The organism is Roseburia sp. 1XD42-69 (assembly GCF_003612565.1).
In the GTDB taxonomy this organism is placed as follows: Bacteria; Bacillota; Clostridia; order Lachnospirales; family Lachnospiraceae; genus Roseburia_B.
In genome coordinates, this window is record NZ_RAZG01000024.1 from 1 (window position 1) to 20533 (window position 20533).

Here is a 20533-nt window from a genome sequence, read left to right on the forward strand (position 1 = left end):
TTTTCCTTGTCCTCACTATTTTCATAGTGTTTACTGTTTTAGGTTGCATCTCTTGCCTTGTTCGTTTTGTTCTCCGAAAAACCAGCTCAAATCCGCTTTGGTTTTTCTCATTGATTCTCAAAATCTTTCAAGGTTATTTCACTGTTCAGTTATCAAGGTTCTCTGCTGTTGTTTTCTGCGACAGCTTTAATAGATTATCACATCTTTCGCCGTCTGTCAACAACTTTTTTTATTTCTTTTTTACATTGCTCATTGCTGCTTGTCCTTCACGAAAGTAGCTTCATAATGATATCACTCTCTTCGTCCTTTGTCAAGAACTTTTTTCACTTTTTTTCGACATCATTTTTTGCAATGCAGCGGAGAAGGAGGGATTTGAACCCTCGCGCCGCTATTAACGACCTGCACCCTTTCCAGGGGTGTCCCTTCGGCCAGCTTGGGTACTTCTCCGAATAAAAACGACTGTTAAATTTTGACCATATATACAGAAATATTTTCATCTCAAATAAGAGGAATATGGTCGAACGGAGAAGATGGGATTCGAACCCATGCGCCCTTTCGGACAAACGGTTTTCAAGACCGCCTCGTTATGACCACTTCGATACTTCTCCATATATTTCACTGCCTGTGATTATGTTTCACAAATCAGCGCAAAATAGATTTTAGCACCATATACCATATCTTGTCAACACTTTTTTTACATTTTTCTATTCTTTTTTATTTTCCAGGAAAGCTAAGGCGGTAAAATAGTCCTCCGGTGTAGTAATTTTAATGTTTTGATAGCTTCCTTCTATGAGTTTTACCTTTTTTTCCTGCAAATATTCCACTACCATCCCGTCATCTGTAATTCCAGGCGGCTGTTCCTTCATGACTTTTTGGTACGCCTTTAAGATTAAGGGATAGGAAAAAGCCTGGGGGGTCTGCACGAGATACACATACTTCCTCTCAGGAGTATAGCTTGCAAAACCATTTTCATCCACGATTTTAACCGTATCTTTTACAGGCATTCCCACCACACATGCCTCATGGATTTTCACTTCCCCTATACAGCGCAAAATAATTTCTTCTGTGACAAAAGGCCTTGCCCCGTCATGAATCAACACAAAATCGCTGTCCTTTGCTTCCAAAAGGCCATTATATACAGACTCATACCGCTCCTCTCCCCCGGGAACAATTTTTGTCACTTTATCCATATGATATTTCTCTACAATTTCATTCCGGCAAAGGGATGCCTCATTTGTAACCAAAATGATTTCATCCACAGGACTGTCCTGAAAAGCTTTCAGGGAATAATACAAAAGCGGGTGCCCCTTAAGAAGCATGTACTGCTTTTTACAGTCTCCTCCCATACGTTTTCCGCTTCCCCCGGCTAAGACAATTGCCGTCACTTTATCTATTCCCATCATCCTTCTCCTAATTTAAGGTTGGGAACGGCATTTAAATCCAGCCCGTCCCGCTTTCCTGCCAGATAATCATAATAAGCAGCCGCTCCAATCATAGCGGCATTGTCCGTACATAAAAGGGGGGAAGGGCAGAAAAACTCTGCTCCTAAAGCCTCGCACTGGCTTTTCATTGCATTCCGCAGCGTGCGGTTGGATGCCACTCCCCCTGCCAAGGCGAATTTTTTCATACCTGTCTCTTCCAATGCCTTTACGGCATTGCCTGTGAGCACGTCTATCACTGCCTGCTGAAAGGAAGCTGCCACATCCGCCTGAACAATCTCTATGCCCTTCATGCGGCATCCGTTCAAGTAATTTAACACCGCAGACTTCATCCCGCTGAAGCTAAAGTTATAGGCTCCTTTTGAGACATGGGCCCTGGGAAAGGAAATTGCACCGGGATTTCCCTCATGGGAAACTTTCTCGATTTTTGGCCCTCCGGGGTATCCAAGATCAATTGCCCTGGCCACTTTATCAAAAGCTTCCCCCGCTGCATCATCCATGGTTCTCCCCAGGATTTCATACACTCCGTAATCTTTTACTTTTACCAGGTGGGTATGCCCGCCGGACACTACAAGACATAAAAACGGCGGTTTAAGTTCAGGGTTCTCAATATAATTTGCGCTGATATGCCCTTCAATATGATGTACTCCCACCAAGGGTATATTCTTTGCAAAACTGATGGCTTTTGCCTCTGCAACCCCCACCAGAAGCGCCCCCACCAAACCCGGGCCAATGGTTACCCCTATGGCATCTATGTCATCTAAGGTCATAGACGCACTCTCAAGTGCCTCAGCTATCACTTGATCTATTTTCTCAATATGCTTTCTTGAAGCAATTTCCGGCACAACTCCCCCGTAAAGGGTGTGCAGGCTTATCTGAGAAGATATAATGTTGGATTTTACGTCCCTGCCGTTTACCACCACGGCGGCCGCCGTCTCGTCACAGGAACTTTCAATAGCCAGAATTTTTACATCCATACTCATCTTCTGCTATTCTCCTTCTACCAGTTCAAATGCCAAAATCCGCCATTTGCCCTCATCATCTTTCCTGAGAATATAGGACTGGTTTGTTTTTACCAACTCGCTTCCCTTGCGCACCAGGTAGGATGCGTTTACATATGCACAATCCTTTCCGTCAAGCTCTATTGTCTGAATATCGTTGCTGTCGCTTATGTTTACATTTGTTATGGTCAGTTTATCATCCCTGTATGACTGGACTTCCCCGGCGACCCTCTGATAGTACTGCTCAGAAGGGTTATTATCCGCCAGTTCTTTGTCCATCAAAGCTCTCGCCTGGTCTGTGAGCTGGTGAAGTTCCTCCTCCGTAAATTCTTCATTATAATAGCAGGCAATAATCCGGTTATAGAATTTCACCACTTCCCTTGGGGTGGCAGGATAAGATTTTCCTGATAAATCTTTTAAAATGATTTTCTGTACCTCTGAGAGTTCCACTTCCTCTTTCTTTGATTTCTCATGGGTATAGTAAGCATAATACCCTACCACAAGACCTACAATAAGCACTCCAATTATCACATATTTCATTTTTTTCATGGCTTTTCCTCCTCAAAATCAAGCTCCACACTTCTTCCGTCAAATCCCAGACTTGCCCTGGCAAAGATTTTTTGCACTTTTGGCATATAGCTTTCCCCATGGACAAGGGACGGGCTGAAATGGGTGAGCCAAAGTTCCCCAACCTTTGCATCCCTGGCTGTTTCTGCCGCCTCGTAAAAAGTCATATGCTTATACTGTTTTGCTTTCGCCAGCTTCTCCGGTTCTGCATACATTCCTTCACAAATTAAAAGGTCTGAATTTTTTGCTGCATTTTTTAAATTTTCCGTAGGTCTGGTGTCCGTACAATAAGTTACTTTTATTCCTTTTCTGGGCTTCCCCAGCACCATGTCCGGGGTATAATAGTTCCCCTCATACTCAATTACCTGTCCATGCTGCAAAAGGCTCCAAAATTTTTGGGGAATATCCTTCTCTTTTGCCCACTCCACATGAAACCTCCCTGCACGCTTTATCTCAATACTGTACCCATAGCAGGTAATATTATGATTGACCCGGAAAGCGTGTATGTGATACCCGTTAATTTCAAAGTCCTCCTGGGGATTTTTTAATTCCATATATTTAATTTCAAAGGGAAGTTCCGGGGCAATCATGCGAAGGGCTCCCACCACTTTTTCCAGCCCTTTGGGCCCTACCATAGTGAGGGGCTCGCTTCTCTCAGCATTTCCCATGGTGAGAAGAAGTCCCGGCAGGCCGCTGATATGGTCTGCATGATAGTGGGTAAAACATATTACATCTATCGGCTTAAAACTCCACCCTTTCTCCTTTACTGCAATTTGAGTCCCCTCACCGCAGTCAACCAAAAGGCTGCTTCCGTTATACCGAAGCAGCATGGATGTAAGCCAACGGTATGGCAGAGGCATCATGCCTCCTGTTCCAAGCAAACACACATCTAACATGTATTTCTCCTAACTTATAATATTATTCCATGCCGGTCTCTACGGACAATTTTTTCTGCACATAATATAGGCATCTTCCGCCGGCTTTTCATAAAAATTTTTCCGGATTCCCACCGTGGCAAACCCATGCTTTTTGTAAAGGCGGATAGCCGCTTCATTGGAGACCCTTACCTCCAGGAAAATTTGGGAGATGCCATTACACTCACAGTGAGATATCACCGTCTCCAACAAGGCATCCCCCATATGTCCCCTGCGAAATCCAGGCTTTACCGCCACATTTGTAATCTCCCCCTCGTCCGCCGCCATATAGATACCGCAGTATCCCGCTACAAGAGTTTCTCCGGAAATTTCTTTTACAGCCACAAAAAATCTGACATTATCCTGGTAAAGTGTATCCAAAAATCCTTTTGGGGACCAGGGGCAGGTAAAAACTTCTGCTTCGATGGCCGCCACCTGTGGAACATGTTCCTCTGTCATTTCAAGGATCCTAATCTCCTCCATGCATCTTCTCCATCCTCTCCCGCTCTGCCTGGGAAAGCCTTAAATATTCCGGACTGTGGTCAAATGACTGCTGGATTTTCCCCTCTCCATAGAGGAGAGCACCAAGTGCTGCCACCGCTCCCGCCCGCTGTCTGTTTGCATGGGCCGGTGCAAAACTGTAAGGCACTTTTACGTGCTCCTCAATGGCACTTAGGAAGACAGGAACCCCGTCTCCCAAAAAGACTGCCGGCTCACCTATACCATTTATTTCGGACAGTATGGTCTCAATATCAACCGCACACTGTGGTTTTATAATATGCATTTTTCCATCTGCAAACCTGTAAAGCCCCGTGTATGTCTGACTTCTTCTGGCATCCATAAGCGGGCAGACCACATCTTTATGCCCCCATAAGTTATAGGCCAAAGCGTCCACCGTGGGCACGGATACAACAGGAAGATGCAGTGCCAGGGCAAGGCCTTTTACTGTGGCGCAACCAATTCTAAGCCCTGTAAAAGAGCCGGGTCCCCCCGCCGTTGCAATGGCGTCCAAAGTATTTAAATCAAGCTCAATCATATCCGCCAAATCCTTTAGCATGGGAAGCAGTGTCTGGGAATGAGTCTTTTTATAGTTTACGGTATATTCTCCCAGCATGATATTATCCTGCACAACTGCCACACTTGCCACCAGGCCGGAACTGTCAACTCCTAAAATTTTCATGGCTCCACCTCTGTAATGGTTATCCTACGATAATCAAATCCTTTTTCCAAATCTTTTTCGATGCGTATTTCTTTCCTGTTTGGGGGAAGAATTTCCTCAATAAGGCCGGCCCACTCTATGATAGTCACCCCTTCTCCGTAAAAACAGTCCTCATATCCTATTTCTTCCATTTCCTCCACATCTGCAATGCGGTAGACGTCAAAGTGGTAAAAGGGAAGCCGGCCGCTTTCATAGATTTGTACAATGGTAAATGTAGGGCTGCTTACAGGCTCTTCTATGGAAAGTCCCGCTGCCACCCCCTGGGTAAATACAGTTTTTCCCACTCCCAGCTCCCCAGTTAAGGTATACACATCCCCGGCTTGGGCTGCTCTTCCAATTCTCTTTCCCAATTCCGCCGTTTCCTCCCTGGAAAATGTTTCGTATATGGTCTGCAATCTTTTTCCCTCTTTCATTTTTTTAATTTCAGGCGGTAACTTGGCAGCTTTTCCTTCAATATTCCCCGGAAATTATCATACTCCCCCCCAATCTGGTCTTTGGGAAGGACAAAGGCATTGATTCTGCTGCTGTAAACCAAAATATTGCTCTTGGTCTCCACCACTTTGTAAATTTGCTCCCAGGGTAAATCTGCCTTCTCCCCCTTTTGCGAGGAAGTAATTTTTTCCTCTGTCACGGTAAAATGCAGGGCCTCTTTAAAAACTTCCGAGGACAGTATTTGGCGCTTTGCCCGAAGATACAGGGAAACGGGCATATACAAAAGAAACAGGATTCCAAAAAGAATATACAAAAGGGTATACATTGTCTCCACGCCGCCGTAAGTCTTAGCCGCCACAAAGAATACAAGGACAGCTATGACAACAGAGGCGCCCCCATGTATCCCGGAATAGGTGTGGTACATACTGAAACGGTACATATCTCGCACCGTCAGTTTGATGTCAAATTCACTTTTCATTTCATCCTCCTTCCGTAAAGCGATTCCCGCTACAATTTCATTGTAAGCTGAATCCTCTGTTTTTTTAGGTCGACGCTTATAACCTTTACTTCCACAATATCCCCCACACTGACTACCTCTAAGGGATGTTTAATAAATTTGTCGCACATCTGGGAGATATGCACCAGGCCGTCCTGGTGTACGCCGATATCCACAAATGCCCCAAAATCAATGACATTGCGCACAGTGCCCTTTAACACCATGCCGGGGGTTAAATCTTTCATCTCCATGACATCGCTTCGCAAAATAGGTTTGGGCATATCTTCCCTTGGATCCCTTGCAGGCTTTTCCAATTCCTTTACAATATCCTCTAAGGTCAGGGCCCCGATTCCCAGCTCTTCCGCCAGTTTCTTATAATCTGCTATTTTTTTGGATATTCCCTTTAAATTTCCTTCCCGGATATCATTTGGGGCATAGCCCAATTTATCCATAAGTTTTTCTGTGGCTTCATAACTTTCCGGGTGCACGCTGGTGGCATCCAACGGATTTTTCCCATCTTGAATCCGCAGAAATCCGGCGCACTGCTCATAGGCCTTCGGCCCTAATTTTGCCACTTTTAAGAGCTGGTTCCTGGATGTAAACCTGCCGTTTTCCTCCCGGTACAGCACAATGTTTTTGGCAATGGCTTTGCTGATGCCGGAAATATATTCCAGAAGGGAGGCGGATGCAGTGTTTAAATCCACCCCCACTTTATTTACACAGTCCTCCACTACGCCCCCTAAGGCTTCCCCCAGTTTTTTCTGGTTCATATCGTGCTGATACTGCCCCACCCCAATGGATTTTGGGTCTATTTTTACCAGCTCCGCCAAAGGGTCCTGGAGACGTCTGGCAATGGACGCCGCGCTTCTCTGTCCCACGTCAAAATTGGGAAATTCCTCTGTGGCAAGCTTACTTGCGGAGTACACGGAGGCCCCGGCTTCATTTACAATCACATACTGTACCGGGTCTTTTATCTCTTTTAACAAATCCACAATCACCATCTCGGATTCCCTGGAGGCCGTTCCGTTTCCCACGGAAATCAGAGTGATATGATATTTTGCAATCAGATCCTTTAAAACCTTTTTTGCCTCCTCCACCTTATTCTGGGGAGCTGTGGGAAAAATTACAACGGTGTCCAAGACTTTTCCTGTGGAGTCCACCACCGCCAGCTTGCATCCCGTGCGGAAGGCAGGGTCCCACCCCAGCACAGTCTGGTTGGTAATGGGGGGCTGCATTAAAAGCTGCTCTAAGTTTTTCCCAAATACTTTAATGGCCCCGTCCTCGGCCTTTTCTGTGAGCTCGTTTCGTATTTCCCGCTCGATTGCAGGGGCAATGAGCCGTTTGTAGCTGTCGGCAATTACCTCTTTTAACACAGGGGTGGTATATTGGTTGTCCCTTGTAATTATTTTTTTCTCCAGATAGCGGAGCACATCCTCCTCCGGCGCCTCCACTTTCACCGTAAGGATTTTTTCCCCTTCCCCCCGGTTTAGTGCAAGGATTCTGTGGCCCGCCAGCCTGTTTAACGCCTCGTCAAATTCATAATACATTTCATAGACGGATTCCGCCTCTTTATCCTTGGCTGCGGATACGATTCGCCCCTTTTTCATGGTAAGCTCCCGGATATGAATCCGGTAATCCGCCTCGTCGGAAATAAATTCCGCAATAATATCCCCGGCTCCCTCTAAGGCTTCCTGGGGGGTATTTACTCCCTTTTCCCCATCTACAAATTTTTCCGCTTCCTCTAAAATCTCATGTTCCACCATCTGCAGGGAAATCATGTTTGCAAAGGGCTCCAATCCCTTTTCTTTGGCAATGGTTGCCCTTGTCCTCCGCTTGGGGCGGTAAGGGCGGTATAAATCATCTACCACCACCATGGTTTCCGCCGCCAAAATCTGGCTTTTTAATTCTTCTGTGAGTTTTCCCTGCTCCTCAATGCTGGCAAGAACCTGCTGCTTTTTCTCCTCCAAATTTCTCAGATAATTTAATCTGTCATAAAGGCTCCTTAACACTTCGTCGTTTAAGGCCCCTGTAGCTTCTTTTCTGTACCTGGCAATAAATGGGATGGTGTTTCCCTCGTCAATTAATTTTACGGCGGCTTCCGCCTGATGCTTTTTAATTCCCAGTTCTTCTGCAAGTATTTCCGTTATTTCCATCTTCTATTTCCTTCCCTGCTATCATTACAAATTTAATCTATTATATCTAATTTTGTCTTTGGGTTCAAGATGCTTTCTGCTTGAGTTTCCCCGGCTGGGGTGTTAAAATATAAAGAACTTGCAAATTCAGGAGGTTTTTATGGACGATAAAAAAATATCTTACCCAGCCACTCCCCCCTATGAAAACAGACGCTCTCCGGGAATGGCCACCGCATCCCTAGTGCTGGGCATACTCTCCCTCGCCACATCTTTTTGTTTGTATTTTGCCCTGCCCTGCGGCGCACTGGGAATTATCCTGGCACTGTTATCCCGGGGCGGAACCCGCTCTATGGACAACCAGGCAACTGTGGGCTTAATCTTAAGTGCCTGCGGACTATTTTTTACCATTTGCCTATGGGGATTTGCCCTGTTGTTCACATTCCAGGTATACGGCGGATGGGACGGGATTTTAAGGGAATTCATGAATATCTATGGGGTGGAATCTATGGAAGAATTAAATCAGCTTTTTTACCAGTAATGTCCCAGCAGCTTCAAAATATCCTGATGGAATACCAGCAAAATCCCGTTTTTTATAAAAAAATTAACCGCCACAAGCCCAAGGGCAATCCAGAGATAAGCGTCCCGGTAACGCATGCCTGCCCGTATTTTTCCGCGGCTGATACGCTGGATGGAATGGGTTGCCATATACCACAGATAGATTGCGGCAGCATACGGTACAATGGGGTGATAGAAAAAAGACAGCAGCCATTTCCCCTTCAAAAGCGCTGCCACCGCCCTGGTTCCACCGCATCCTGGACAGTAAAGCCCGGTAAGTTTCAAAAACATGCAGGGCATTAAAAATCTCCCCAGAGAAATGGGGAACATTTTGTACAGAAGATATAACATCAGGACAACCCCTAAAAATGACGCCCCAACGGCGTAAAATGCCTGTTCTGTTTTTTCTTGTTGGCTTCGGTTTATCTTTGACATGGATACCTCCGTTTTTTCTCAAACTACATTATAACAGATTTTCACAAAATTCTGTTGAGTTTTTTTCCAGTTTTGCTATAATAAAATTATGTAAAATATTTAAAAAAGGAGGGCACTGTTATGGCAATCAGTGGCGTTTCCGCCTATTTGGGCTACTCATATTATGGAAATACAAATTCAGGGAATCATAGCATTACCAGTGAAAAGTCAAACCAAGCGGTTTCCGACCAGGTGAAAAAAACCGGAAGGCGCTCCTCACCGGCGGAATGTGAGACCTGTAAAAACCGCAAGTATCAGGACGGATCCGATGAAAATGTATCTTTTAAAACGGCACAGCATGTATCCCCTTCCGCATCTGGTGCAGCAGTGCGTTCACACGAAGCAGAACATGTGAAAAACGCCTATTCCAAGGCGGCGAAAGAAAACGGACAGGTGATTTCTGCGGGAGTTTCTATCCAGACGGCAGTCTGCCCGGAATGCGGCAGCGTCTATACGGCAGGCGGGGAAACGAGAACCGTGGTAAAATATTCTGACGAGTCCAATCCCTACCAGCAAAACCAAAAATCACTGGATGCAGTCAAATATGTGGGCGCCAATGTTGATTACGCCGCATAAACACCGAAGGAGTACTTGATTTTATGAATTTATCTTGTAAAGAGTTAAAGCGGCAGGCAAGAGAGACACTAAACGGGCGCTACGGGCTTCCCATGAACGTAAATGTGATGACAGGGCTTATGGTCTTTGCCGCTTCTTTCCCTTTTAATTATTCGTTTCAGAAAAATCCCGGCACCCTGCAGTTGGTAACATATTACTTTGCCGCTTTCATTATTTCCCTGTTATCCATTGTACTAACCTGCGGAATTATCCGCATCCATCTGGATATGTCCCGGGGAAAAGAAAGGACATTTGCCGACTTGTTTTACTACTTTAGCAGAAAACCGGACAGGCTGATTCTGGCACAGTTATCCCTGATGCTGAAGATATTTGCGGCAGCAATTCCAGCGATAATCTGTGCCATGTATTATTTCAGGTTCCCATCCCTGACATGGATGGCACTGATGATAATTGCTTTCCTTGTATCCGCTTTTTTCATCTGTTACCTCTCCCTCACATACAGCCTTATTTACTATTTTTTAGTGGATAATGACTCCTTGGGGGTTTCCGATGCATTCTGCTTAAGCCGGGAACACATGAAAGGGAACAGAGGCAGATTGTTATATATTGCTTTCAGTTTTATAGGCATGGCTTTGCTGGGCCTTTTATCTTTCGGCATTGGTTTTCTCTGGATATACCCGTATATCAGCCAGACCATTGCCGTATTTTACCGTAATATCATAGGGGAGGTTTCCTAAAATGACAAAAAGATGGTGGCATGATAAAGTTGCATATCAAATTTATCCCAAGAGTTTCTGCGACAGCAATGGAGACGGAATCGGGGACTTAGGCGGTATTATCTCTAAGTTAGACTACTTAAAAGACCTTGGCGTTGATATTATCTGGCTCTCCCCAATTTATGAATCCCCATTTGTGGATCAGGGATACGACATATCAGATTATTACAAAATCGCCCAGTGTTTCGGCACCATGGAGGAATTTGACACTCTTTTGGCGGAAGCTAAAAGCCGGAATATGTATGTAATTATGGATTTGGTGGTAAACCACTGTTCCAGCCAGCACAAATGGTTTCAAGAGGCTCTGGCGAATCCCAAAAGCGAATACCGGGACTATTTCTATTTTGTAAAGGGGAAAAACGGACAGCCCCCTAGCAATTACCGCTCCTATTTTGGAGGAAGTACCTGGGAACCTGTAAAAGGCGAAAAGGATATGTACTATCTGCACATGTTTGCCAAAGAACAGCCGGACTTAAACTGGGAAAATCCGAAAGTCCGGGAGCAGATTTACCGCATGATAAACTGGTGGCTGAACAAGGGCCTTGCAGGATTCCGTATTGACGCCATTATTAATATCAAAAAAGACTTGGAATTTCCCTCCTTTGAAGCGGACGGTGAGGACGGTCTTGTCTCCTGCACCAAAATGGTGGATGAAGTTACCGGAGTGGGGGATTTCTTAAAAGAAATGAGCGCCGTAACTTTTGAACCTAAGGATGCCTTTACCGTAGGGGAAGTTTTCAACATGAAGAAGGAGGAAATGGAAGCTTTTATCGGGGAGGAAGGGTATTTTTCCAGTATGTTTGACTTTTCCGCCCATCTCCTTACTCTGGGGGAACACGGCTGGTATGACGCCAAACCTGTAGAATTTAAAGCGTGGAGACAAACCCTTATCTCCTCCCAGCTGGAAGCGGAGGGCATTGGGTTTAAATCAAATATTATTGAAAATCATGACGAGCCCAGAGGCGTCTGTACGTTCCTGCCGGATTACGCTAGAAACGAACAGGGAAAAAAAATGCTGGCCACCACCTTCCTCACCCTTCGGGGGATTCCCTTTATCTATCAGGGGCAGGAGATCGGCATGACAAACTGCCGCCGGAATGATATCAGCGAATATGACGATATTAACACCCACGACCAATATCAGGTTGCCTTAGATGCAGGCCTGACAAAGGAGGAGGCATTAAAGGTCTGCCACGACCACAGCAGGGACAATGCCAGAACCCCCATGCAGTGGAAAGCCACAAAACATGCTGGCTTTACCGCAGGAACCCCATGGCTGCCTGTAAACCTGAATTATTTTTCTGTAAATGTGGAAACCCAGGCAAGAAAACCGGAATCTCTGCTCAATTATTATAAAGAACTTATTGCCCTGCGGAAATTTCCGGCTTACAGTGAAATTTTTGTCTATGGGGACTTTGTTCCCGCCTTTTTGGAGTATGACAATATTTTTGCCTACTATCGTTCACTGGCGGATACTTCCGTACAGATACTGGTCATTGCCAATTACGGCCGGGAAATCCAGACACTTCCCTTGGGAAATATGCTGGTCGAAAAGGTTCTTCTAATGAACACGGATTTCAAAGACGACCTGCGAAGGGAAGCCCGGGGCAAATGCTGCGTTACCCTGCAGTCCTGCGAGGCAGTGGTTTTGCTGGTATCGGAAATTTAAATACAAACAGAAAATATCTCCCTGGAGACATGGATAAAAAAAGAAGCCTTTCATGGGCTTCTTTTTCATTTACAACTGAGTCTCCACAAATATATCATAGATTGCTTTTATGGCATTGTCAAAATCACTGTTTGCCACACCGATGATAATATTCAACTCGCTGGAGCCCTGGTCAATCATTTTTACATTTACATTTGCATGAGACAACGCAGAGAAAATCCGTCCCGCCGTCCCCCGGGTAGATTTCATTCCCCTTCCCACCACGGCAATCAGGGCCAAATCTCCGTCTAAGTCAATGACATCCGGCTCTGCCAGGCGATGGATAGAGGAGAGCACCTGCTGTTCTTTTCCCGCAAATTCCTCCTGGTGCACAAATACAGTCATAGTGTCAATCCCGGAGGGCATATGCTCGAAGGAAATACCATGCATCTCAAAGGCTTCCAAAACCTTTCTGCCGAATCCGATTTCCGTATTCATCATATCTTTTTCCACATTAACCGCCACAAAACCTTTTTTTCCCGCAACTCCCGTAATGGTATAAAGGGATGGCTGGCAGGTATTTTCCACAATTAAAGTCCCCTCGTCTTCCGGGACATTTGTATTTCGGATATTAATGGGAATACCGGCTTTGCGCACGGGGAAAACCGCATCTTCATGGAGAACAGTCGCCCCCATATAAGATAACTCCCTTAACTCCCGGTAAGTGATGACTTTAATGGCCTTGGGGTTTTTAATAATCCTTGGATCCGCCACCAGAAATCCGGAGACATCCGTCCAGTTTTCATACATATCCGCCCGGCAGGCTTTTGCCACAATAGAGCCTGTGATATCAGAGCCGCCACGGGAGAATGTAACTACCGTACCGTCCTCTTTTGCCCCGTAAAATCCAGGGATTACTGCATACTCACTTTGTTTTAAGCGCTCCTTTAAAATCTCATTGGTGGTATCCGCATCAAACTCTCCCTGCTCGTCAAAGCGGATCACCTGGGCCGCGTCAATAAAATCAAACCCCAGGTAGTTTGCCATAATAATCCCGTTTAAATATTCTCCTCTGGAGGCAGCATAATCTTTCCCTGCCTTTGCCGCAAAATTAGCCGCAATAATATTAAACTCTTCCTCTAAAGAGAGCTTTAAATGCAGGCCGTTGATAATAGCATTATAACGATCCCTGATTTTCTTTAACTTAATTTTAAAATCGCCCTCTTCTTCCGCTGTCTCATAGCAGTCATAGAGCATATCCGTCACTTTGGTGTCCTTGTCATTGCGCTTTCCAGGGGCGCTTGGCACCACATACCTGCGGTGCTTATCGCTGTGGATAATATCCCCTACTTTAGAAAACTGGCCTGCGCTTGCCAGTGAACTGCCGCCGAATTTTACTACTTTAATCATGACTTTACTCCTCTTAGCTTTTCACTTCCCGGAAAACAGGTAATCAATTAATGTGTGGCCCTCCGCCACAAAATTCTCCGTCTTTCCGGCTTCCTCCTCATTGTATGCCCAGGAATGGCTCTGTTCCTTTGTACTGTCGTACAAAAGATAGGGAACGCTGTCCCCGGTGTGGGTGCGGATACAGATAGGGGTGGGGTGGTCCGGTAAAATCACCATACGAAAATCTTCCCCCGCTTCCCGAAGCCCTTCCACAATGGGACGAATCAGCCGCTTATCCAGGTTTTCAATGGCTGCCACTTTCCGCTCCACACTTCCCTGATGACCCATCTCATCCGGTGCTTCTAAATGTACATAGACAAAATCATACCCTTCTTTTGTCAAAACGTCAACTGCTGCTTTGGCTTTTCCCTCATAATTTGTATGAAGCCCTCCGTTTGCCCCCTCCACTGTCACCACTTTCATGGAGGAACCCACGGCAATTCCCTTTAGTAAATCCACTGCGGAAATCATAGCGCCTTTTTTCTTTGTTTTTTCTTCAAATCCGCTTAGGGCAGGTTTTGTCCCTGCTCCCCAAAACCAACAGGAATTAGCAGGCTTTAAGCCTTTTTTTCTCCTCTCTGCATTTATGGGATGATTTACAAGAATATCGTAACTCTTTTTCATCATCTCTCTTAACTCTCTATTTTCCGGAAGCTTGTCCCCGATTTTCTGTCCCAGCACGTCGTGGGGCTGCACCAGCTCCACCACCTGGCCTTTGTCCCAGATTAAGAGATGGCGGTAGCTTGTTCCCACATAAAACCGGAAGGTATCTGTCTCCAGTTCCTTTCTCACCGCATCCAGTAAAACAGCCGCATCCTCTGTGGAAATCTCGTCGGAGCTGTGGTCTATAATCCTGCGCTCCTCATAGGTATCTTCCTCTTCGGAGAGGGTAACAATATTGCACCTTAAGGCAATATCCGTATCTTTCATGGGAACCCCAATGCTCAAAGCCTCTAAGGGAGAACGGCCGGAATAATACTTCCTGGGATTATACCCCAAAACAGATAAGTTTGCCGTGTCGCTGCCCGGCTTCATTCCATCTGGCACCGTATGTACCATGCCGATTTCCCCCTTTGCCGCAAGCTCGTCCATCATGGGAGTATCCCCATAGGCAAGAGGAGTCTTTCCTCCCAGGGATTCAATGGGGCGGTCTGCCATCCCATCCCCTAATATCACTAAATATTTCATAATATGTTCCTCTCTGCTTCCTTATCCTATTCAGCAACCCGGATAATGGATAAAGTTGTAACATTTTCAATTTTTTTGTAAAACTCTTCCTCTTTTATAACAGGGGTGATAAACCCAAACTCTCCCCCTATCTCAGGAATCTCCACAAATTTCACATCCCCGAAAATTTCCTGCACTTTCTCTTTTGCGTCATTTGTCCTGACAAAAAATATGCTCTCCCCCTGGCCTGCATCTCTTAACTCTAATTTCTCCGGCCTCCACTGTAATAAAATATTCTTATCCACATGCTTTGCCATATCCACCATATCAGCTACCACCGCAGAAGCCGTGGGAAGCTTCCCTGCCCCGCTTCCATAAAACATGGCGGGCCCTAACATATTTCCCCGTACATAGATAGCGTTAAACACATCATTTACCGTGTACAGAGGATGGCTTACAGGGAGAAGGTGGGGCGCAACCATAGCCATATAAGTATCTCCCACTTTTTTACTGGTGGCCAAAAGCTTAATGGCATATCCCATGGCCTTGGCATATTTGATATCCGTTGCGGAAATTTTTGTAATCCCCTCTGTGTGGATATCGGAAAAATCCACCTGCTGTCCGCATACCAGGGAAGTTAAAATGGCAATTTTCCGGCAGGCGTCATGGCCCTCAATATCCGCTGTGGGATCTTTCTCCGCATATCCCTTCGCCTGGGCATCTTTTAACACATCATCAAATTCCAAGCCTTCCTCCGCCATTTGTGTCATCATATAATTGGTGGTTCCGTTTAAAATTCCTGTAATTTCCTCAATTACATCTCCTGTAAGACAGGAGTTTATAGGCCTTATAATGGGAATTCCCCCTCCCACGCTGGCCTCGAATAAAAAGTTTACCTGTTTCTCCCTGGCCAGGGCGATAAGCTCCGCTCCTTTATCTGCCACTAAGGCTTTATTGGAGGTAGCTACGTGCTTTCCCGCCTCAAGCATTGCCTTCACAAAGGTATAGGCAGGTTCCACCCCTCCCATCGTCTCCACCACTATGGAAATCTCAGGATCCTGTGCAATAATGCTGTAATCTTTTACAATCTTATCTGCAATAGGGTCTCCCGAAAAATCCCGGATATCCAGGACATATTTTACCTCAATGGGCTCTCCCGCTTTATTTTTTATGCTGTCTTTATTTTTTTCTAATATCTCAACCACGCCGGAACCGATGGTTCCATATCCCATAACTGCTGCTTTCATCTCTTTTCTCCTTCTATTCCTCACTGTCTGCCCTCTTGGGACAGCCCAGGGAGAGCCATTTTAAATAGCCGTTAATAAATATATCAAGATTCCCGTCCAAAACGCTTCCCACATTTCCGGTTTCCGCCCCGGTCCTGTGGTCTTTTACCATGGTATAGGGCTGCATGACATAGGAACGGATTTGGTTTCCCCATCCAATATCCGTCACTTCCCCCCGGATGCATGCGGCTTTCTGGGCATTCTCCTGCTGCTTTAAAAGAAAAAGCTTTGCCTTTAACATCTGCATGGCCTTATCTTTGTTCATGTGCTGGGAACGCTCATTTTGACACTGCACCACAATCCCTGTGGGAAAATGGGTGATACGGATGGCGGAGGATGTCTTATTGATATGCTGTCCTCCTGCGCCGCTGGAACGGTAGGTATCAATCCGGATATCCTCCTCATTTATCTCCACATCAAGGTCCTCCTCAATATCCGGCATCACATCGCAGGACACAAAGGAAGTCTGGCGCTTTCCCGCCGCATTAAAAGGTGAAATCCGCACCAGGCGGTGCACCCCTTTTTCCGATTTCAGATATCCGTAGGCATTTTCCCCGTTTACCTGAAAAGTAATGGATTTTATTCCGGCTTCCTCCCCGTCTAAGGAGTCAAGGACTTCCACGGAAAAGCCTTTGTCCCCTGCAAAGCGGGTAAACATGCGGTAAAGCATAGCCGCCCAGTCGCAGGATTCCGTGCCCCCCGCCCCGGCGTGAAGGGACACGATGGCGTTGTCCCTGTCATACTCCCCAGAGAGCAGTGTTTTCATACGGATGGATTCAAAAGTCTCTATAAACCCCTTCAGCTCGCTCTCCACCTCTGGGATTAAAGACGCATCGTTCTCCTCGTCAGCCATCTCAATCAGCGTCTCAATATCCTCAAACTGCCCGGTGAGTTTTGCCAGGGTCTCCACATCATCCTTAAGGCTTTTTAATTCTTTCATTTTTGCCTGGGAAGTCTCTACATTATCCCAGAAATCAGGAGCCTCCATTTCCCGCTCCAATTCCTGTATCTTTTGCTTTTTCCCGGCTAAGTCAAAGTGAATCCCTCACTTCCAACAGTGGTTTCTTATAAGTGTTCAAAGTTGTTTTGAACTGGTCAAGCTCTACCATTATCAGTCACCTCTTTCTCTAAGATATTAATTTATTCTTTCATCTGTCATTTGACAGTCCTGAAAACAATTTTAACAAAACACAAACTGCACAAAGGCCAAAAAACGCCCCTGCACTGTCAATACACACGTCACTTACCTGCCCTGACCGCCCTTCCACAAAAAGCTGGTGAAACTCGTCTGTGGCGGCATAACCTGCTGCACAAATCCATGCCAGAAGATATTTTCTTTTGTATGTGGAAGGATACTGGAAAAAATTTCCCAGAAACAATACAGCCAGTATGGCATATTCCGTCATGTGGGCAATTTTCCTTAAAGGGCGCTCCCACGCTTTTGCATATTGCAAAAGTGCATCCTCCTCCCAGCCAAAGGAAAACCATTCCTCCGCCCGCACTGCCATGCGGTAGGAGATGGATCCGCTGAGTTCACTAGAAACCTGGGCTCTCTGGCCGGAAAACCGGAAAATAAGCCCCATCCAGAGAACTGCCAGTATAAGCCATAAGATTTTAATTGCCCTTGCTTTTCCCGTTTTTAATTTCATTGTCCAATACTTCCAGTGCTTTTAATACCTGATTATCCTGCATTTCATCATAACCTTTTGTCCTGTCTCCCTGGTAATCAAATTCCAGTTCAACATCAGGCTCTATCCCTGTTCCATGAATATTTTCTCCCTTGGGGGTAAAATACTTTGCCGTGGTTAATTTTATGGCATCACCGTCGCTTAAGGGATATATGGTCTGCACAACGCCTTTTCCATAGGTGGTAGTGCCGATTAGGGTTCCATACTCAAAATCACGGATTGCCCCTGCTAAGATCTCTGAAGCGGAAGCGCTGTTCCCGTTCATCAGTACTGCCAGAGGGTAATCCATATAAGTATCTCCCTCGGAGGTAAACTCCTGCTTGCTGCCGTATTTATCCTGGGTGTAAACCACAGTCCCCTCCGGGAGAATGTCGTCTAAAATTTTTGTCACGGAAGTCACCATTCCCCCTGGATTATCCCTGACATCTAAAATGACAGCCTCCATTCCCTGTCCTTTTAAGTCCTCCACCGCCTGTTCAAACTGTTCCGCTGTGGGAGCCCCAAATTCCATGATATGGATATAGCCTTTGTTTCCCTCCAGCATTTTATACTCCACTGTGGGAAGGTCAATATTGGCCCGGGTCACTTCAAACTCCAGATAATCACTCTCCCCTTCCCGGTATATCTGCAGGTGCACACTGGTTCCCTCTTCCCCCCGGATATAGGTCACAAGCTCGGAGAGTTCCATGCTCACAGCCTCAATATCTTCCACCATCACAATAATGTCCCCCTCCAAAAGCCCTGCGGACTCTGCGGGAGATCCCTGATACACATGGTTAATGCTCACCTGCATGGTATCCCTCTCCTGGGTAAGCCCAGCGCCGATTCCATAATAATTCTGGGTGGCAGTGATTTGTAAATCCTGGTATTCCTGCTTATTATAATAGTCTGTATACTTGTCGTCCATGCCCTCCAGCAAACCGGAATACAACCCCTCTGCCAGTGTTTCGTTGTCCACATCCTCGTAAAAATAGAGATGGATATACCCCGCCAGCTCATTAATTTTGGCCTGGACTTCCTTGGATAAAACTCCGACTCCGGCCTCCTCCTCTTTGGAAGGCGTTGTGATGTGAATGTTTTTTCCAAAGACAAACACCAGCACCAGGCTCAAAAGACAGAAAAAAGAAACTGTTCCCAGCACCCCTGCTGCCACGCCTTTTGAAAATCCGCTGGAAACCTTTTTTCCGCCTGTCTGCCCGTTTTCCCATTCCATTTGTTCCTGATCCATTTAAATTGTCCTCATTCTTTCTTCTCAAGCGCCTGGAAAAACTGAAAATCCTGAAATTCTTATGGCAAGAGAATCCCTGCCGTATTCTGGCAGGGATAAAATGTTGGTTTATCACTATTTTACGCTTTATCTGCTCAGATAATTCCAGGGACTCACATATGCACCATTTAAGGATACCCCAAAATGCAAATGATTTCCAGTAGAAATTCCTGTACTTCCCACTTTTGCCACCGTCTGCCCTCTTGTAACCTTTTCACCCTTGGAAACACACAGGGAAGATGCGTGCATGTAAACCGTATATAAACTTCCCCCGTGGTCTATCATAATGTAATTACCGCCGCCATTGCTGTAACCAGAAAAAATCACTTCCCCGTCTGCCGCTGCCACAATGTCTGAGCCGTAGGGGGCGCCGATATCAATTCCCTTGTGATTGGAGGATGCCCCCGCCGTAGGTGACTGCCTGTTTCCGTAATCACTGGTAATCCTTGTACTTGCGGGGCATGGCCAGAGAAACGCTCCCCCGTTATAGGTATCCTCAGGTATCGGCTCTGGTTCCGGCACCGGTTCCGGCACCGGCTCTGGCTGTGCCTCTGGAGCCTGTGTATCTCCCTCCTGGGGCTCTGCCATTTCCTCTGTACCCCTCTCCTCTTCTTCCTGGGCTGCAGCAGCCGCTGCAGCAGCCTCCGCCTCTGCCCTGGCCTTTGCTTCCGCTTCCGCCTTTGCCCTGGCAGCCTTTTTGGCCTCCTCCGCTGCCCGGATCTGGGCAATCACTTCCTCCTGGGCAATAAGCTCTGCCTCAAAAACTTCTGCCTGGCTGCTGGCATCCTTGATATCCTGGTTCACAGCGGAAAGCTCCGACTCTTTTGCCATTAAAAGCACAGATACTGCCTGTTTGTTCTCCTCCACCTTTGCCTGCATCTGCTCTAATTCCGCTTTTTCCTGCTCTAAGGCTGTCTTTGCATCTTTTACCGTCACCTGGGTTTTTTGGTATTTCTCCAGCATCTCCCTGTCATATCTGGCAATCTGGCTGATATACTCCACTGCATTTAAAGCCTCGGAAATGCTCCGGGCAGACAAAATCTGCTGCACATAAGACCTGTCCCTGTTCTCATACATATAACGGATTCTGATTTTCATCATCTCGTACTGGGCTGCCGCATCTTCTTTTGCCTCCTCAAGCACTTTGGAGGTATCTGAAATCTCAAGATTCTTATCCTTTAACTTGCTCTCAAGGTTGGTGATATCCGTTGATATCTTTGTAAGCTGGGCGTCCAACATTTTTACTTTATCCTGGATGTTGCTCTTAGAGCCCTTTAAATCCTCAATAAGAGCCTGAGCCTCATTCAGGGCATCCTCTAACTTTTCCTTTTCCTCCTGGGCCTCTTTCAGGGAAGCTCCCTGTACAAGGGGCAGGGGGGTACATGCCAGTATCAGCGCCAAGGCGATTCCTGTTATTTTTTTCAATCTACCGCTGTGCATACGATTT

21 protein-coding genes and 2 tRNA genes are annotated in these 20533 nt (G+C 46.1%); 4 read left to right on the top strand and 19 right to left on the bottom strand.

From position 1 onward, the window contains the following. Positions 1-357 precede the first annotated feature (357 nt). From D7Y06_RS12740 to D7Y06_RS12790, 11 genes are all read right to left on the bottom strand, one after another. Positions 358-447: transfer RNA gene (locus D7Y06_RS12740), tRNA-Ser, on the bottom strand. Positions 448-522: 75 nt separating this feature from the next. Beyond that, a tRNA-Ser gene (locus tag D7Y06_RS12745) sits at positions 523-608 on the bottom strand. Between the two features lie 96 nt (positions 609-704). Next, entirely contained in the window at positions 705-1400 is a 696-nt protein-coding gene (gene ispD / locus D7Y06_RS12750) for a 2-C-methyl-D-erythritol 4-phosphate cytidylyltransferase (protein WP_199714703.1), read from the bottom strand. Continuing rightward, positions 1400-2422 carry a tRNA (adenosine(37)-N6)-threonylcarbamoyltransferase complex transferase subunit TsaD gene (gene tsaD, locus D7Y06_RS12755; RefSeq protein WP_120408173.1) on the bottom strand — a complete coding sequence of 341 codons (1023 nt, stop codon included), beginning with the start codon at positions 2420-2422 and terminating at the stop codon, positions 1400-1402. Before tsaD ends, ispD begins: the two co-directional genes overlap by 1 nt. Positions 2423-2428: 6 nt before the next feature. After that, the gene (locus tag D7Y06_RS12760; protein WP_120408174.1) at positions 2429-2989 is read right to left on the bottom strand and encodes a DUF6715 family protein; all 561 of its coding nucleotides are present in this window, start codon (positions 2987-2989) and stop codon (positions 2429-2431) included. After that, positions 2986-3903: a ribonuclease Z gene (locus tag D7Y06_RS12765; protein WP_120408175.1), complete on the bottom strand. Its 918-nt coding sequence runs from the start codon at positions 3901-3903 to the stop codon at positions 2986-2988. Before D7Y06_RS12765 ends, D7Y06_RS12760 begins: the two co-directional genes overlap by 4 nt. Positions 3904-3942: 39 nt before the next feature. Further along, positions 3943-4404, bottom strand: a complete 462-nt coding sequence (gene rimI, locus D7Y06_RS12770) for a ribosomal protein S18-alanine N-acetyltransferase (protein WP_120408176.1) — start codon at positions 4402-4404, stop codon at positions 3943-3945. Continuing rightward, positions 4391-5101, bottom strand: coding sequence for a tRNA (adenosine(37)-N6)-threonylcarbamoyltransferase complex dimerization subunit type 1 TsaB (gene tsaB, locus D7Y06_RS12775; RefSeq protein ID WP_120408177.1), 711 nt, complete (start codon positions 5099-5101; stop codon positions 4391-4393). Before tsaB ends, rimI begins: the two co-directional genes overlap by 14 nt. Next, on the bottom strand, positions 5098-5535 hold the full coding sequence (gene tsaE, locus D7Y06_RS12780; RefSeq protein ID WP_330566445.1) for a tRNA (adenosine(37)-N6)-threonylcarbamoyltransferase complex ATPase subunit type 1 TsaE: 438 nt from the start codon (positions 5533-5535) through the stop codon (positions 5098-5100). Before tsaE ends, tsaB begins: the two co-directional genes overlap by 4 nt. A 14-nt stretch (positions 5536-5549) precedes the next feature. Beyond that, a complete protein-coding gene (locus D7Y06_RS12785; protein ID WP_120408179.1) occupies positions 5550-6050 on the bottom strand; it encodes a YcxB family protein in 501 nt (166 codons plus the stop codon). 29 nt (positions 6051-6079) lie between these two features. Continuing rightward, positions 6080-8221, bottom strand: coding sequence for a Tex family protein (locus D7Y06_RS12790; RefSeq protein WP_120408180.1), 2142 nt, complete (start codon positions 8219-8221; stop codon positions 6080-6082). A gap of 139 nt (positions 8222-8360) precedes the next feature. Here D7Y06_RS12790 and D7Y06_RS12795 point away from each other — a divergent pair, with 139 nt between their 5' ends. Continuing rightward, entirely contained in the window at positions 8361-8738 is a 378-nt protein-coding gene (locus tag D7Y06_RS12795; RefSeq protein WP_120408181.1) for a DUF4190 domain-containing protein, read from the top strand. Here D7Y06_RS12795 and D7Y06_RS12800 read toward each other — a convergent pair. Further along, entirely contained in the window at positions 8729-9190 is a 462-nt protein-coding gene (locus tag D7Y06_RS12800; protein WP_120408182.1) for a DUF2752 domain-containing protein, read from the bottom strand. The two genes, D7Y06_RS12795 and D7Y06_RS12800, sit on opposite strands and share 10 nt — an antisense overlap. A 120-nt stretch (positions 9191-9310) precedes the next feature. Between D7Y06_RS12800 and D7Y06_RS12805 the strand changes: the two genes are divergently transcribed. From D7Y06_RS12805 to D7Y06_RS12815, 3 genes are read left to right on the top strand one after another with little or no spacing between them, the layout of a single operon-like run. Next, positions 9311-9805, top strand: a complete 495-nt coding sequence (locus tag D7Y06_RS12805; protein ID WP_120408183.1) for a hypothetical protein — start codon at positions 9311-9313, stop codon at positions 9803-9805. 23 nt (positions 9806-9828) lie between these two features. Then, positions 9829-10542 carry a DUF975 family protein gene (locus D7Y06_RS12810; protein ID WP_120408184.1) on the top strand — a complete coding sequence of 238 codons (714 nt, stop codon included), beginning with the start codon at positions 9829-9831 and terminating at the stop codon, positions 10540-10542. Position 10543: 1 nt separating this feature from the next. Then, complete coding sequence (locus tag D7Y06_RS12815) at positions 10544-12250, top strand: alpha-glucosidase (RefSeq protein WP_120408185.1); 1707 nt, start codon at positions 10544-10546, stop codon at positions 12248-12250. A 69-nt stretch (positions 12251-12319) separates the two neighbouring features. Here the strand turns inward: D7Y06_RS12815 and D7Y06_RS12820 are convergent, their stop codons facing one another. The 7 genes from D7Y06_RS12820 to D7Y06_RS12850 all read right to left on the bottom strand — a co-directional run bounded on the left by D7Y06_RS12820 (position 12320) and on the right by D7Y06_RS12850 (position 20526). Then, positions 12320-13639, bottom strand: coding sequence for an aspartate kinase (locus D7Y06_RS12820; protein ID WP_120408186.1), 1320 nt, complete (start codon positions 13637-13639; stop codon positions 12320-12322). A 21-nt stretch (positions 13640-13660) separates the two neighbouring features. Then, positions 13661-14866 (bottom strand): cofactor-independent phosphoglycerate mutase, encoded by a 1206-nt coding sequence (locus D7Y06_RS12825; protein WP_120408187.1) that lies wholly within the window; start codon positions 14864-14866, stop codon positions 13661-13663. Between the two features lie 26 nt (positions 14867-14892). Then, positions 14893-16092, bottom strand: a complete 1200-nt coding sequence (locus tag D7Y06_RS12830) for a homoserine dehydrogenase (RefSeq protein ID WP_120408188.1) — start codon at positions 16090-16092, stop codon at positions 14893-14895. A gap of 13 nt (positions 16093-16105) precedes the next feature. Beyond that, positions 16106-17240 (bottom strand): peptide chain release factor 2 gene (gene prfB / locus D7Y06_RS12835; protein ID WP_120408189.1). Its coding sequence is split into 2 segments (ribosomal slippage): positions 16106-17164 and positions 17166-17240, totalling 1134 coding nucleotides; the frame shifts between segments, so codons are not numbered across the junction. 39 nt (positions 17241-17279) lie between these two features. Beyond that, positions 17280-17780 (bottom strand): VanZ family protein, encoded by a 501-nt coding sequence (locus D7Y06_RS12840; RefSeq protein ID WP_120408190.1) that lies wholly within the window; start codon positions 17778-17780, stop codon positions 17280-17282. Beyond that, positions 17746-19047 (bottom strand): S41 family peptidase, encoded by a 1302-nt coding sequence (locus tag D7Y06_RS12845; RefSeq protein WP_120408191.1) that lies wholly within the window; start codon positions 19045-19047, stop codon positions 17746-17748. The genes D7Y06_RS12840 and D7Y06_RS12845 overlap by 35 nt, the downstream gene beginning before the upstream one ends. Positions 19048-19173: 126 nt before the next feature. Then, positions 19174-20526 carry a murein hydrolase activator EnvC family protein gene (locus D7Y06_RS12850; protein ID WP_120408192.1) on the bottom strand — a complete coding sequence of 451 codons (1353 nt, stop codon included), beginning with the start codon at positions 20524-20526 and terminating at the stop codon, positions 19174-19176. Positions 20527-20533: the final 7 nt, after the last annotated feature.

Coding starts and splice junctions, on each gene's coding strand:
- D7Y06_RS12805 (WP_120408183.1), top strand. CDS start 9,311: ATGGCAATCAGTGGCGTTTCCGCCTATTTGGGCTACTCATATTATGGA.
- D7Y06_RS12845 (WP_120408191.1), bottom strand. CDS start 19,047: ATGGATCAGGAACAAATGGAATGGGAAAACGGGCAGACAGGCGGAAAA.
- D7Y06_RS12820 (WP_120408186.1), bottom strand. CDS start 13,639: ATGATTAAAGTAGTAAAATTCGGCGGCAGTTCACTGGCAAGCGCAGGC.
- ispD (WP_199714703.1), bottom strand. CDS start 1,400: ATGGGAATAGATAAAGTGACGGCAATTGTCTTAGCCGGGGGAAGCGGA.
- D7Y06_RS12800 (WP_120408182.1), bottom strand. CDS start 9,190: ATGTCAAAGATAAACCGAAGCCAACAAGAAAAAACAGAACAGGCATTT.
- D7Y06_RS12825 (WP_120408187.1), bottom strand. CDS start 14,866: ATGAAATATTTAGTGATATTAGGGGATGGGATGGCAGACCGCCCCATT.
- D7Y06_RS12830 (WP_120408188.1), bottom strand. CDS start 16,092: ATGAAAGCAGCAGTTATGGGATATGGAACCATCGGTTCCGGCGTGGTT.
- tsaD (WP_120408173.1), bottom strand. CDS start 2,422: ATGAGTATGGATGTAAAAATTCTGGCTATTGAAAGTTCCTGTGACGAG.
- rimI (WP_120408176.1), bottom strand. CDS start 4,404: ATGGAGGAGATTAGGATCCTTGAAATGACAGAGGAACATGTTCCACAG.
- D7Y06_RS12815 (WP_120408185.1), top strand. CDS start 10,544: ATGACAAAAAGATGGTGGCATGATAAAGTTGCATATCAAATTTATCCC.
- D7Y06_RS12810 (WP_120408184.1), top strand. CDS start 9,829: ATGAATTTATCTTGTAAAGAGTTAAAGCGGCAGGCAAGAGAGACACTA.
- D7Y06_RS12785 (WP_120408179.1), bottom strand. CDS start 6,050: ATGAAAAGTGAATTTGACATCAAACTGACGGTGCGAGATATGTACCGT.
- D7Y06_RS12850 (WP_120408192.1), bottom strand. CDS start 20,526: ATGCACAGCGGTAGATTGAAAAAAATAACAGGAATCGCCTTGGCGCTG.
- D7Y06_RS12790 (WP_120408180.1), bottom strand. CDS start 8,221: ATGGAAATAACGGAAATACTTGCAGAAGAACTGGGAATTAAAAAGCAT.
- D7Y06_RS12795 (WP_120408181.1), top strand. CDS start 8,361: ATGGACGATAAAAAAATATCTTACCCAGCCACTCCCCCCTATGAAAAC.
- D7Y06_RS12765 (WP_120408175.1), bottom strand. CDS start 3,903: ATGTTAGATGTGTGTTTGCTTGGAACAGGAGGCATGATGCCTCTGCCA.
- D7Y06_RS12760 (WP_120408174.1), bottom strand. CDS start 2,989: ATGAAAAAAATGAAATATGTGATAATTGGAGTGCTTATTGTAGGTCTT.
- D7Y06_RS12840 (WP_120408190.1), bottom strand. CDS start 17,780: ATGAAATTAAAAACGGGAAAAGCAAGGGCAATTAAAATCTTATGGCTT.
- tsaB (WP_120408177.1), bottom strand. CDS start 5,101: ATGAAAATTTTAGGAGTTGACAGTTCCGGCCTGGTGGCAAGTGTGGCA.